General features: G+C 46.6%; 12 protein-coding genes. 8 read left to right on the forward strand and 4 right to left on the reverse strand.

The genetic code is table 11. The features are described 5' to 3' along the window. The first annotated feature begins 230 nt into the window (after positions 1–230). Both AC4IE8_RS18545 and AC4IE8_RS18550 read left to right on the forward strand, forming a co-directional pair. Positions 231–1,127: an ABC transporter substrate-binding protein gene (locus AC4IE8_RS18545; protein WP_490791686.1), complete on the forward strand. Its 897-nt coding sequence runs from the start codon at positions 231–233 to the stop codon at positions 1,125–1,127. A gap of 35 nt (positions 1,128–1,162) precedes the next feature. Next, positions 1,163–4,390 carry an EAL domain-containing protein gene (locus tag AC4IE8_RS18550; protein ID WP_490791687.1) on the forward strand — a complete coding sequence of 1,076 codons (3,228 nt, stop codon included), beginning with the start codon at positions 1,163–1,165 and terminating at the stop codon, positions 4,388–4,390. 79 nt (positions 4,391–4,469) lie between these two features. On the opposite strand, the gene AC4IE8_RS18555 is transcribed toward AC4IE8_RS18550, so the two are convergent. The 3 genes from AC4IE8_RS18555 to AC4IE8_RS18565 all read right to left on the reverse strand — a co-directional run bounded on the left by AC4IE8_RS18555 (position 4,470) and on the right by AC4IE8_RS18565 (position 6,240). Further along, on the reverse strand, positions 4,470–5,240 hold the full coding sequence (locus AC4IE8_RS18555) for a hemerythrin domain-containing protein (RefSeq protein WP_490791688.1): 771 nt from the start codon (positions 5,238–5,240) through the stop codon (positions 4,470–4,472). 481 nt (positions 5,241–5,721) lie between these two features. Further along, the gene (locus AC4IE8_RS18560; protein ID WP_068987951.1) at positions 5,722–5,916 is read right to left on the reverse strand and encodes a hypothetical protein; all 195 of its coding nucleotides are present in this window, start codon (positions 5,914–5,916) and stop codon (positions 5,722–5,724) included. 168 nt (positions 5,917–6,084) lie between these two features. After that, complete coding sequence (locus tag AC4IE8_RS18565; protein ID WP_490791689.1) at positions 6,085–6,240, reverse strand: hypothetical protein; 156 nt, start codon at positions 6,238–6,240, stop codon at positions 6,085–6,087. A gap of 157 nt (positions 6,241–6,397) precedes the next feature. Here AC4IE8_RS18565 and AC4IE8_RS18570 point away from each other — a divergent pair, with 157 nt between their 5' ends. After that, the gene (locus tag AC4IE8_RS18570) at positions 6,398–7,711 is read left to right on the forward strand and encodes a pyridoxal phosphate-dependent aminotransferase (protein ID WP_068987950.1); all 1,314 of its coding nucleotides are present in this window, start codon (positions 6,398–6,400) and stop codon (positions 7,709–7,711) included. Between the two features lie 586 nt (positions 7,712–8,297). After that, positions 8,298–9,146: a PDZ domain-containing protein gene (locus AC4IE8_RS18575; protein WP_490791690.1), complete on the forward strand. Its 849-nt coding sequence runs from the start codon at positions 8,298–8,300 to the stop codon at positions 9,144–9,146. On the opposite strand, the gene AC4IE8_RS18580 is transcribed toward AC4IE8_RS18575, so the two are convergent. Beyond that, the gene (locus AC4IE8_RS18580) at positions 9,118–9,405 is read right to left on the reverse strand and encodes an NnrU family protein (RefSeq protein WP_490791691.1); all 288 of its coding nucleotides are present in this window, start codon (positions 9,403–9,405) and stop codon (positions 9,118–9,120) included. The genes AC4IE8_RS18575 and AC4IE8_RS18580 overlap by 29 nt on opposite strands. Before the next feature lie 632 nt (positions 9,406–10,037). Here AC4IE8_RS18580 and AC4IE8_RS18585 point away from each other — a divergent pair. From AC4IE8_RS18585 to AC4IE8_RS18600, 4 genes are all read left to right on the forward strand, one after another. Further along, the gene (locus tag AC4IE8_RS18585) at positions 10,038–10,883 is read left to right on the forward strand and encodes an HDOD domain-containing protein (protein WP_068987948.1); all 846 of its coding nucleotides are present in this window, start codon (positions 10,038–10,040) and stop codon (positions 10,881–10,883) included. 50 nt (positions 10,884–10,933) lie between these two features. Continuing rightward, on the forward strand, positions 10,934–11,272 hold the full coding sequence (locus AC4IE8_RS18590) for a hypothetical protein (protein WP_068987947.1): 339 nt from the start codon (positions 10,934–10,936) through the stop codon (positions 11,270–11,272). A gap of 102 nt (positions 11,273–11,374) precedes the next feature. Then, positions 11,375–11,500: a hypothetical protein gene (locus tag AC4IE8_RS18595; protein ID WP_490791692.1), complete on the forward strand. Its 126-nt coding sequence runs from the start codon at positions 11,375–11,377 to the stop codon at positions 11,498–11,500. Positions 11,501–11,644: 144 nt separating this feature from the next. Then, complete coding sequence (locus tag AC4IE8_RS18600) at positions 11,645–12,697, forward strand: Fic family protein (RefSeq protein ID WP_083225962.1); 1,053 nt, start codon at positions 11,645–11,647, stop codon at positions 12,695–12,697. Positions 12,698–13,050: the final 353 nt, after the last annotated feature.

Raw genomic sequence — 13,050 nt, forward strand, 5'->3', positions numbered from 1 at the left:
GATATCTGCAGTAATTGCAGTTTTATTGTGACAGATCATTGTCATGATATGAATATAAGGACATTATCGAACAGTAAAATTCCTTAACCTCTCCTATGGACGGGATTCGACATTGCGAGCAGGCACTCACTATGCGCTCTTCGAATTCTCTCTACGCATGCTGCTGTTCCCTTCTGCTTTTGCTATTAGCCTCAAACCTCTGGTCAGCTGACCATCAAGTTCTGGTTGTTATGAGTTATGAGCAGGACAACCCTTGGTGCCAGGAAATTAAAGAGGGCATAGATCGCGTGATGGCTGATTCTGCAGATCTGACCTATTTCTATATGAATACCAAAGTTGATTTGCAGGGTGGTAGAGAAAAGGCCAAACAAGCATACGAGCTCTATGAAGAGTTAAAACCGGATGGGATTATCGCAGTGGATGATAATGCGCAATCCATGTTCGTTGTGCCTTATTTGAAAGACAGGGTTTCCACCCCAGTCTTTTTTTGTGGTGTAAACAATAAAGCCTCAGCTTACGGTTATCCTAATCAACATATTTCCGGCACATTAGAGCGTGGTCATATTCGTGAATCAATCGCCTTTTTAAAACAACTTATTCCGGATGTCGAAAATATATGTTTCATTGTTCGATCCAGTCCTTCTGGACATGCCATTAAGAGCCAGGTGGAGAGTGAGCAGTCAACCTATATTGTTCCGATCGAACACTTCCTACTGCTAACAGACTCAAGCCAGATTGAAGAATTCACCAGGACCCGTGGTGCTCAATGTAATGCAATTTATGTTGATAGCCTCGAAGGAACCACTGACATCAATGGCAAACCGATGGATAACCGAGAGGTAATCGATTTTCTAAAAAACAACTACAAAGGACCAGTAATAGGCGGTAACAGTTATCATGTAGAAGATGGCGCAGTCAGTGCGGTAGCAAAAACTGGTCAGGAACAAGGTGAAATTGCTGCCGGTATGCTTCTCAAAGCGCTGAATGGTACACCCATGGAAAAACTACCGGTAACACGTAACTATAAAGGTCGTCGGTATATCAACGTGAACAGCATTAAAGAGCTTGGTATACAACCAAGACCCATTGTACTCAGGGGGGCAACACTGGTTACTACTCCGAAATAAATAGATGTCATTTTAACTGACAACGATTGATCAACATGCATAAACGTATCGGCAAATTAAAAATCATATCCAAAATATGGATTTTTATTGCCTTGTTTATCATCATCACGTCAATTTCCCTAGTTGTTCTTCACAAAACACTACATACAACTTATGAGCTGGTAAAAGCGGTCGCAGATACCCATCTCAGTGAATTAAAAGACAATGCAACAAAAACCAGGCAACTGGCGGCAATCTCATCTAACATCAACCGGCTTACTCGTACATATTCAATTAGAAACAACACACTCTCCGAAGAAGGCAAACAGATATCCGAGTATCTCTCGAATATTACCGAGGGCATAGAGAATCCCACTCTTATTGAACAGTTGAAACGCTATTCTATTGCATTTAAACGCTTTCTAAACCACTCAAAAAACGTAAACCATCTACAACAAGAGTTAGAGTTGTTGTTCACCGCGTCTCAAAATGAAATCACATTACTGGAGAATTTAATCAGTAAAGGGATGATCGATTCAACATTGAACGGCACAGACAACGACTACTACGATCAACTGTTAAGTCTGGTTACAGGTTATCGCGAAAGTATCTTGATAATAGACAAGAAGACAACAGAACTCATAGCCCCTACTGGACTGAAGAATCTTGAGAGCTACAATTTATATGAGGAACTCTATTCGCTTCACCTGCGTTTACAGACAATCACAGCATCGATGCCTGAAGTCTCTGTTCATGGTCGAAAGCTGGAGTCATATGTAAACCAATACAAGAACCATGTGAAGACCTTGAAATCTGAATTGATTGATCTTAAGAATGAATTAAGAGCATTAGCGCTTAGTGAATCATCCATACATCAACTAATTGCTCAGACTGAAGAAGAGGCTTCATTGGCAGCTAGACTAATCAAAGATGAAATTGATATTCTGTTTATTGATGTTTTAACTCGCATGGTCATATTCATGTTGATCATGGTGTTTATGATTATCGGCACCATGTATTATATGTTACGAAGACATATCGAGAGGCCTCTAAAAACCCTTACAGGTGTAGTATCGGAAATTGGTGCGGATCATTTAGACAAGGCAATCGTTCTCGGCCGGGATGACGAATGGAAAACCATAGAGAGCGCGTTAAACCAAATGAGTAAAAAGCTCGGCAAGTCCTATTCGGAACTTGAAATCAGCCGCGCCAGTTACCAAGCCCTTGTAAATAACGTTCCAGGGATTGTATATAGCTGTCAACAGGATACAGATTGGACAATGGAGTATCTTAGTGATGGGTTTAGGAGTTTAACAGGCTATGATATCAGCGAAGTGCTTGGTAACAGGGAAATCAGCTACTCGGAAATTATACATCCGCAGGACAGGAATGAGGTCGAAAACGAGGTTAGTAAAGCAGTTGAACAGAGAACACCCTTTACACTTGAATACAGAATCATAAAGAAAGACGGTGAAGTACGCTGGGTTTTCGAACAGGGCCGCGCAATCGATTATCACAACAATTCCGACAAAAAGCTGAATGGAATAATCTTGGATGTCACTCAACAAAAACAATTGATGGATGCTTTGGGTGAAAGTGAGACCAGGTACAGATTACTGCTTGAACATACCACAGAAGGGATTTTTGGCTTCGATGAGCATGGTATAACCACCTTTATCAATCAGGCCGCCTCAGAGATGCTCGGCTATCATGCTGAAGAGGTTGTTGGCTCAAACAACCACAATTTGATTCACCACTCAATGATGGATGGAACACCAATACCAGAAGAGGAGTGCTGCATGATGCGGCCGATCAGGGATGGTAATGAATATCATGTGGAGGATGAGGTGTTATGGAGAAAAGGAGGCATACCCTTTCCAGTTGAATACTGGTCCGCACCGATCTGGGGAGATGGAAATGTAATAGGATCTGTTGTCTCCTTTCACGACATTTCAGAGAGGAAACGTTCCGAAAAGAACATGCAACATCTTGCCTATCATGATCTGATGACGGGCCTACCAAACCGGGTCATGTTCAATATGGAACTTAAACAGGTGTTAGCGCAATTTCGCCGTCGTGACGAGTTGTTTGCAGTACATCTATTGGATCTGGACCATTTCAAGGAGGTGAATGACCGACTTGGTCATCCAATGGGTGACAAGTTACTCAAACAAGTTTCTCTTCGATTACTGCAAGCCATCCGGGAGACTGATATGCTTTCCCGATTGGGTGGTGATGAATTTGCGCTAATCCAACGAAACCTCGATTCAATCTCTGATGCGTCCTATCTGGCGTCAAAGATACTGGATGTAGTCAATGAGGAGTTTATCATTGATGACAATACAATCTATATCGACACCAGTATCGGCATATTTATCCCGGAGACAAAATCAATCAAACAGGAAGATGTTTTGAGCAAGGCAGATCTGGCGCTATATAAAGCAAAAGAGGCCGGCAGAGGAATGTTCACCTTCTTTGGTGATGAGATGTCATTACAAATGCATAATGAGTTGAGCCTTTCCCATGATCTTATCCTAGCGCTCAAGCAAGAAGAGTTCTTCGTTCAGTATCAGCCTCAGTTTGATGCAGTCAATCAACGGATTTCAGGAGTCGAGGCACTTGTAAGATGGAATCATCCAAAACGCGGCGTTCTGATGCCAAAAGATTTTATACATATCGCAGAAAAAAGGGGGGTGATAAAACAGATATCCGATTGGGTTTTGCATAAAGCTTGTAAGCAGGCGAAAACGTGGTCCGACAGGCAGTATCATTTTGGTCGTATCGCAGTAAACCTCTGCGCAAAACAAGTCAATGACACACTGTTTCAACAAAGTATAGAGAATATGCTCTGCATCACTGGCTTACCTGCAAATCTACTCGAGCTGGAGTTCACTGAAACAGTTTTCATGGAAGCAACAGACGACACTAAGCAGAGCATTCGTCATCTTTCCAATCTTGGTATACATTTTGCGATTGATGATTTTGGTACAGGTTTTTCCTCCTTGAGCTATCTGCATAGATTCAAGGTCGATAAATTAAAGATTGATAAAGAGTTTATCCACGATGTGAATCAACATCGCCACGACGCAGAGATTGCCAAAGCGGCTATTGCGCTGGGAAAATCCCTGGCGTTGACCGTGGTAGCGGAAGGAGTTGAAAATCAGGATCAGGTAGATTTTCTGTTACAACATGAGTGTGATCTACTACAAGGCTTCCTCTATGGACATCCAGTCTCTGCTGAAGAATTTGAAACAAAATATTTAGCTAAATTGGTAGACGCCTAATCCCGGCTTGAATCTATACTGAAATATTTCAACACAGCCGAAATTACTCTCTTTCATGACAAAGGCTTGTTAAATTTGTCTAAGCAACCAGGGATGTTCGTAAATTCGTAAGAAATTTGATGTATTGTTTATCATCGTTTACATCTTCAAATAGGTCACTCCTCAATTTAACAATCCTTTTCGTCGTAATCGATTTTCCAGATTGCGCCATTTCGACTTTCATATTTTCAACTATTGTAAGCAACTGTTTGTGATTTTCATGGTGGTCGATGAAGTCTGGATAATTATGTCGTGCCATGAAATGCTCTTCAAAATCAAAGTGCTTTTCAATTGTGTGTGACAATTGAGTAAAGTTACGTTTTAGATCATTGGTATTTCCAATCTCGCTAAGCTTGATCAGTTCCTGGAAGGCCGTACCTAACTGAATATGCTGTCGATTCACTTCAGCGATATGGCTCTCAATGTGTTGAGTCAGACTCTTATAGACCTCCTGGATGAAGCGTCGTGGATCATAGGGTTTAAGTATGATTGCATTCACACTGGTGACACTTGAGATTTTTAGGATCGAGGTATTGCTGTTTGAGGCTAGAATGACTTTTGGGATGCTGCACCACTGTGCCTGATTGTTCATCATTTCCAGAAGCTGTACGGCTGTAATCTGAATTTCACCCTGTTGTGGAAGATCCGCATCCATGACGACCAAGTCCGGAACATCGTCGGTCAGAATGGTATTCCAAGCCTTTAAACCACACTCGGAAGTTCTTACGCGAAATTTTTCTGGGGTCAACATTAACTGAAGAAGTTGCGAATCAATTCCCGGGGGTTCGATCAAGAGGATAGAGAAGTGCATGAAAAACCTAAATATCTAATTATTGTAATGAAGAACACATGAATCTTTTATTAACATTTCCAATACCAAAGCGCCTTGACATAAAACAAGAAATTTATCCCGCTTCCTCCAGATTATATTCAATCAGCCTTTTCGTCCATTATGGTGGAATCTGTAGGATTGTTCGAATGTTGAACCAGACCTGTTAGAAATAGAAGCTTCGAATCTCTCCTGTAAATAAGCCGAGCTCATCATTACCAATGGATCATGTGTCTCTTCAGGAACAGATGCACCCGATACACCATAGGCATGGCTATACACTAGAATTCTGAAGCAATCCCCCGTAACTCATTCTCAGGTCTTGAAAAAACAAATCCAACTGATTGCTAGCCAATGATGTTATAACTTTGTTATTTTAGCTGTTGTGTCTATGTACCACTCAGAAACCAAGCAATTGGAATAGTTAGCTAGGGTCTGTTAACACTAATGCGATAAGCCGCACCTAGCCGAGCAAGATGGTCGTAATCACCAAAGCAATACCCCCAAGCACAGCACCATTGATCAAGCCACTCCATACCCGGTTGCTCAATCCCTGTTGCTCAACAGAGCTCATCCTGCAGTAACCAGCAGGTTTCCTAAAGCCCCAGATCATCCCGATAGCAACGGCAACAACTGTTATCATCACGATTTCACTCATCGAATCCTCGCTTTTTAGATCAATCTCAAGAAGGCCCCATTGTCACCACAGAAACATCCATGGTCCAGGGTCTGTTCACAGCTGTTGCTGATCAGCCGGTCTTAGAGCCGTGGATGGCAGACCTTGATCACACCTCTCTTCACCTACTCATCACAGCACTCTTACAAATCAAGGCAACCTCAGTAAATCGGCGACAACGAAGGTGTCGACAAACACTCTTTTCACCCGGGTGTAGAAGCCTTTGATACCCAGCCACGACGGATCGATTCGGTGAAGAATTCCACTGCCGAGCTTTCCGGCAACTGCACCAGCTCGGCGAAACACGCGTCATTTCACGCACCGACTTGGTGCGGCCAGTCTAACAGAATGCGGTAAACACCAGGATTAAAAACTAAATATCAATGACTTACTCAGAATTAACCCGACTGGTACAGCTGTTGCAATATTACTATCAACTGAAATTGATATCCGGGAACTTGTCATGAATGTCGTCAATCTGAATAGTGCAAGACGTGGTTTGGCATCACCCTGCGTACACCTTAACCTGAACGTCCGCGGACTGGACACATCGGCCACGCTGGCGATCAATGAAGAGAGCTCTGCCTTGCAGCAGGCCGGGAAAACGATCTATCGACTGGGACTCGGTCAATCACCGTTCCCGGTACCCAGCAGTGTCGTTGCCGCGTTGCAGAGTAACGCACATCAGAAAGATTACCTGCCGGTACGTGGCCTGCAGGCATTGCGCTCGGCCGTGGCGGACTTCCATTCCCGGGTCAACGGCATCGAGCGCACGGCCGAAGATGTACTGATCGGACCCGGCTCGAAGGAGCTGATGTTCATTTTACAGTTGGTATTCTATGGTGACCTGGTGATCCCGGCTCCGAGTTGGGTCTCCTATTCGCCGCAGGCTTCGATCATCGGGCGCCAGATCCGGCGCGTCAATACACTGGCCGAGAACGGTTGGCGCATCCAAGCTGAAGAACTCGAAGCGATTTGTCTCGAGGACCCGGGCCGGCCGCGCCTGTTGATCCTGAACTACCCGAACAATCCCGTCGGGATCACCTACAGTGATGCGGAGTTGAAGGCGATCGCAATGGTCGCAGAGCGCTACGGCATGCTCGTGCTATCGGATGAGATATACAGCGAACTGCACTACGAAGGCGAACATCATTCCATCGCACGTCACTACCCGCAAGGCACCATCATCAGCAGTGGCTTGAGCAAATGGGCTGGCGCCGGTGGCTGGCGCCTCGGTACCTTCCTGTTTCCGGAAGGTCTTCGCTGGCTGCTCGACGCGATGGCCGTGGTCGCAAGCGAAACCTTCACCACGGTGAGTGCACCCATCCAGTATGCAGCGATTCGTGCTTTCGAAGGCGGTTCGGATATCACCGATTATCTAAGTCGCTCACGCCGCATACTCAAAGGCTTGGGGCAGTCTCTGACCGGCCGACTGCGCCAGATGGGCTGCGAGTTGGCAGACCCTGAAGGCGGTTTCTACCTGTTCCCAGACTTCAGCTTTCATCACGAACGCTTTGCCGCATCCGCCATCAAGACCTCCCGCGACCTATGCAAGCAACTGCTCGACGATGCAGGTGTGGCCTGTCTGCCCGGCACCGATTTCGGCAGGCCAGCCACAGAATTCACCGTACGCATGGCCTATGTCGACTTCGACGGTGAACGTGCACTCGCTGCAGCGGATCCTGAAACAGAGATCGACCAGGCGTTCCTGCGCGAATACTGTCCAAACCTGATCAATGCGATGGACCGGATCGAGACGTGGTTGAACGAATCATAATGCCTGAACAGTAAAATACACACCCTTCTGAAAACAATAGGGCGTGCTGAAGCAGTACAAACATCCTAACACTCTACCTGTCAATAAAAATCCAATGGCAAAGGTGATGAGTTTGTATGCAAGCAAAATCCCTTCCCAGGGTAAATAATCAAGGCTGTAGGTCGCTTTTTACATCTAAAGGTAAAGTAAACAGTCATCGGGTGTTCGGCATTTCAGGCTTGGGAGTTGCGAAGTCAACAGCATTCGCCTTTACGGTCCGAACACAACGACAAATACCGCTCCATTCCTGGGTAATCCAGCCAATCCTACACAGTCCACCCAGGGTGCAACACCAAAAGACCTGATTTACAAATCAGCAGTCTGGGTAATCCTTCTGACGTTATCGGTCTGTGCCCACGCAGTTAACAGTTTCGCTACCCCAACGTCAGATGGTGCCAGCTTCGATACTTCCATACCATCGATCATGTCCATTGAATCCAGCCTGAAGGGGAATTACACGGCCGTTACGGTGTCAATAAGCAGCATCTACCATCAATTACCATCTACGCGTGGATTAATCTCACGCGGCAATAGATGCCATGAACGAATGAATAAGCAGATCATTTTTATCCCCGGCCTGTTTGCTCTTGGCGCCCTGACTGGCATCTTCATGACCCCGTCGCAACAGCATGATGAGCCCATCGCGCCGGCGATGGCGGCCACACCTGCACAACCATCCGAACCCGTGAAAACCTCAGCTGTTACCGCAGCACCCGGCGAATCACAGACCAACGACCTTGAATTGCTGCAAAACCGTGTCGATCATTTAATCTCGCGCGTCGAGCAACTCGAGCAGGCACTACAAGAAATGGGTGCATCGAAGCCCTCAGCCACGCTTGAGAGTGATGAAACGATATCAGACAGCTCAGAGATGCCGTCCAGCGACAATGCGTCCACCTTTACCAACAATCTGCTGAATGCTGGCGTTGACCCAGTAGCGGCGGAGGAGTTCGTTCGCCGCAGCAGCGCGCTCGATCTGAAAAGGCTGGAACTGCGCGATACCGCCATCCGCGGTGGCTATCTCGACACGGAACGCTACAGCGATGAGCTCAACGAGCTGCTGGCAGAGGATATCTCAATACGCGATGAATTTGGTGATGACATCTACGACCGCTACCTCTATAACAACGGCGAGTCGAACCGGATTCGCATCGACTCGGTGATGATGAGCTCCGCAGCCGAGCAGGCCGGCTTCAAACAGGGCGACATGATCCTGGCGTACGACGAGCAACGACTGTTCGACTATACCGAGTTGCAGCAGGCGACCACCCAGGGCAACCGCGATGAATATGTCAGTGTCACCGTCAGACGTGACGGCCAGGAGATGATGCTGTGGATACCACGCGGACCGATGGGTGTGCGTTTAACTAACACTCGTATCGATCCGGATCTCTAATTTGTGGAAAACTGGCCGCAACCATCAATACAAATCCGATTACGACTAAAAGCATGGCTGGATGACGCAAGCCGGCCATTGGCGCATACACCTGGGTTGGCTGTGTGCTACGCCAGCCAAATACGATCAGCATCACACCAGTGATAATCAACAATGCGAACAGGTCCAGGTATGGGCCTTCACCGATCCGCTTGACCAGGCCATCTCGTAGCTGCGGTAATAAGGACGGGGACAGGTGGACACTCATCCATAGGATCACCCCATCAATAGCTGCGTCATGTTGATTTCTCCACGTTGACAGCCATCTGAGTTTAAACCAAAGCTAATTGCTGCCCAAGGACGAAGGCAGCAATATATTGATCATACAGCACTACTGAAATAACAATTTTCCTCATACATCCTATGGCAATTTGGTGTCTCTGCGAAACAAGCTATTCGGCATAGAATCTGCTAAGCCATGAACGACTACCTGGTGGTGCCTCGCCTGTCAGGTCGTTGGCAAAAGACGCCTACGATCAGCTTCGCTCGCCTGTCGAACCTGGCCGATTCGAAATCGAAGCTTCGAAATCCTCCGTATATTAAAAACCCGAACGCTTCTGACCGGTTTTTTATGCAGCTTATCCACACATAGCTCACACGAACTTGGAAAAGCTAATCATTGATCTTGATTCACCTCAGAAGGAAGGCAATTTAGGAACCCGTATCTTATTTATTGATTCATTGACACTGGGAAGTTCGAACGTGAAAGAGCCCCCGAATCATAATCAATTTAGTTTCAATCAGACTCTGAAAAATGACTAAAGACGCGGCTTTACTCGCCGATTCTATTAAAGAAGCAGACCTTGATAGGTTTAATTAATAAAAACAAACATTTACCAGGAACAGCAATAGATGAATATAGCAGTCAGTGTTGAAATGGCCGAGCAGATACTGCGTGGCTTCCACATTCCTGCCAAGCCTGAAGTTCTGGATAACCTTCACAAACTCATAAGCACAGGCAAAGCAAGCCCGGAGAATGTAGCCGATACCGTATCGTCTGACGTAGGACTCTCTGCGGCAATCCTGAAGACTATCAACTCGCCATTCTACAGTATGGCGAGACAGATCGCCGACATCCAGCAAGCGGTTGTACTGCTAGGCGTAGACACAGTAACCACACTGATTGCCACATATGAAATTAAGCGGCTCATGTCACAGAAGGCCTGTATTTCACTGGAGCGTTTCTGGGACGAAGCAACCGATGTCGCCAAAACAATGGCCTTCGTCGGACGGAAAATTAAACACAGTGTTCCCATCGAGGATCTTTACGCAGTCGGGCTGTTTCATGACTGTGGCATCCCTGCGCTTGCTATCAAATTCATGAATTACAAAGAGCTTCTGATCGAGTCCAATGAGAACCATGATGTCTCTATCATTGAACTTGAGGAACAGCACTACAATACCAATCATGCTGTTGTCGGTTACTATATCTCGAGTTCTTGGGACCTTCCCAAGAAGATCTGTGATGTTATTTTGAGGCATCACGAGGAAGAGACACTGGTCAGACAGGAGACAGAATACTTTCTCACCTCCCACTCAATCCTTAAGCTGGCAGAAAATATCGTCGAACGTACCAGGAGATTTCACCCCAAACCCGAGTGGAGCGGGATCAAGGATGGGGTGCTTGAGTCCCTGGGACTTACCAATACCGACTACAGCGACCTGGAAGAGGATGCTGGTGATATCTTATTGACCTGATTGCTACACTATCTCTTACAGTTACAAGTGCTTTCCGCAATCATTCCTTTATGGAGAAAAATATGTCGGGTGAACGTGAAATCAAAGTCAGACGATTGATGCAGTCATTTGAACACCAGATTTCAGAAATGAACAGCCAGGCGATAAAGGAGATCGCCGGTGATATCAAGAAATCTGATTTTCTGGAACTGGCGCAATCCATCTCGATATTAAGAGCAAAGTACCTCAAGGATGTGCTCATGATCGCACATGCGGATGAGGAGCATTTAACCAACAAGCTGTGTTATGAGACCAAAGAAGCGAGAGAGGCGTACCTAGAAGCAATTGAGAGTTTTGACCAATTGAAGCATGCTCTTCAGCGTGGATATTTTAATCTGGTGGATGATTAATCAAAGTGCAACTTCTGATCTTGGATCCTTTGATCCTTTGATCAGCTTAAAATCTGGGTCAAAGCGGCTCCTGATCCTTTCGACGCGGAGAATGTGTTAACTATGTCTCCGGAATGCACCTACCGCAAGCTGAATGCCTTGCGGGCGATTTGGGAGACATTTTTCGCCACCAGCGGTTCGACGTTGGAAAGTTTTGGTCAGCCGGTAATGCTGACGGAGTTGAAATAGCACTCGCCCAAATTCGCGACCTTACCCTCGCCGATGCAGAGGCTTTTCATTTGGAGAAGCTTTTTCTGGGTGTTTATGGGTATTGTTTTGAATGATTTCGATTAATTCTTGCTTATATGGGTATTTTTGGGTATTTATATGGGTATGAGCTTGAACACCGACACCCTCAACATTACCCGCGAAATCCTCTCGCTGATTGCCGAGCTGGATGAGTTCAAGGGCGCGTGGCGCGCCCTGGGAACGCTCGCCCCGGAGCGGCTGTCGGCCCTGCGCCATGTTGCGACAATCGAAAGTATTGGCTCGTCAACCCGTATCGAGGGCAGCAAGCTATCCGACCGAGAGGTCGACCGATTACTCAGGAACATCGAGATTAAAAAGTTCGACACCCGCGACGAACAGGAAGTTGTGGGCTATGCCGAAGTCATGGAAACGATCTTCGTCCGCGCCAATGACATTGATATCACAGAAAACCATGTCAAACAGTTGCACCGCGACCTGCTCGTCTACAGCGCCAAGGATGAACGCCACAGGGGTGAATACAAGACCAACCCAAACCATGTGATGGCATTTGACGCCGAGGGCAAAGAAATCGGCGTCGTATTCGAAACCGCCACACCGTTCGATACACCGCGCCTCATGAGAGAACTCATTGACTGGACAAGCGAGGCACTGGAAGAAAAACAGCTTCATCCGCTCCTGGTCATTGCGGTCTTTACTGTTGTTTTCCTAGAAATCCACCCCTTCCAGGACGGCAATGGCCGCCTGTCCCGTGTGCTCACTTCGCTGCTGCTTCTGCGAAGCGGCTACGCCTATGTGCCCTATAGCTCACTGGAAAGCGTCATCGAGCAAACCAAGGAAGGCTATTACATGGCGCTGCGCGGAACACAAGGTACGATCCGCACCGCCACCCCCGACTGGCAGCCATGGGTTATGTACTTTCTGCACGCTTTGCAAAAACAAAAAGCGCGCCTGGAAACCAAGATCGCGCGCGAGAAAATCCTGGTCGAGAAACTGCCGGAACTCTCCGTGCAAATCCTGGATATCGCCAAAGAGCACGGGCGACTAACTATCGGTCAGATCGTCAAGATCACAGGGGCCAATCGCAACACGGTGAAAAAGCACCTACAAGCCCTGGTCGTCGCGGGACACCTGAGCCAGCATGGCACCGGCAAAGGAACCTGGTATGGGCGTAGATAATCCGGGCAGAGAGAAGCTCGGCTGTCGAACCTGACTTTTTTAAAGTCGAAGGTTCGAATCTCCCTTGTAGAAATAAAAAAACCCGAACGCGAAAGCTCGGGTTTTTATGGATTTGTGGTGGGCCATGAAGGATTCGAACCTTCGACCAATGGATTAAGAGTTTCCTTATAAAACAATAAGTTATTGTTAATTACGGGAAATTTACCGTAATCTAGCGAAACTGAAAGAACTTTATATACAGTAACTTAGCGTAATTTGGCGAACACTGCGAAAACTGACGGATGTACTGGGTATGTACCATCACAACGTATTTTTGCCCCCTTTGCCCTTTGGGGCTTCGACCTAAAAGACGG

Source organism: Candidatus Thiodiazotropha sp. AKAK2 (genome assembly GCF_058244685.1).

Bases quoted from the DNA above. Each gene is read 5' to 3' on its own strand.
- AC4IE8_RS18545 (WP_490791686.1), top strand. From the start codon at position 231: ATGAGTTATGAGCAGGACAACCCTTGGTGCCAGGAAATTAAAGAGGGC.
- AC4IE8_RS18550 (WP_490791687.1), top strand. From the start codon at position 1,163: ATGCATAAACGTATCGGCAAATTAAAAATCATATCCAAAATATGGATT.
- AC4IE8_RS18555 (WP_490791688.1), bottom strand. From the start codon at position 5,240: ATGCACTTCTCTATCCTCTTGATCGAACCCCCGGGAATTGATTCGCAA.
- AC4IE8_RS18560 (WP_068987951.1), bottom strand. From the start codon at position 5,916: ATGAGTGAAATCGTGATGATAACAGTTGTTGCCGTTGCTATCGGGATG.
- AC4IE8_RS18570 (WP_068987950.1), top strand. From the start codon at position 6,398: ATGAATGTCGTCAATCTGAATAGTGCAAGACGTGGTTTGGCATCACCC.
- AC4IE8_RS18575 (WP_490791690.1), top strand. From the start codon at position 8,298: ATGAATAAGCAGATCATTTTTATCCCCGGCCTGTTTGCTCTTGGCGCC.
- AC4IE8_RS18585 (WP_068987948.1), top strand. From the start codon at position 10,038: ATGAATATAGCAGTCAGTGTTGAAATGGCCGAGCAGATACTGCGTGGC.
- AC4IE8_RS18590 (WP_068987947.1), top strand. From the start codon at position 10,934: ATGGAGAAAAATATGTCGGGTGAACGTGAAATCAAAGTCAGACGATTG.
- AC4IE8_RS18595 (WP_490791692.1), top strand. From the start codon at position 11,375: ATGTCTCCGGAATGCACCTACCGCAAGCTGAATGCCTTGCGGGCGATT.
- AC4IE8_RS18600 (WP_083225962.1), top strand. From the start codon at position 11,645: ATGAGCTTGAACACCGACACCCTCAACATTACCCGCGAAATCCTCTCG.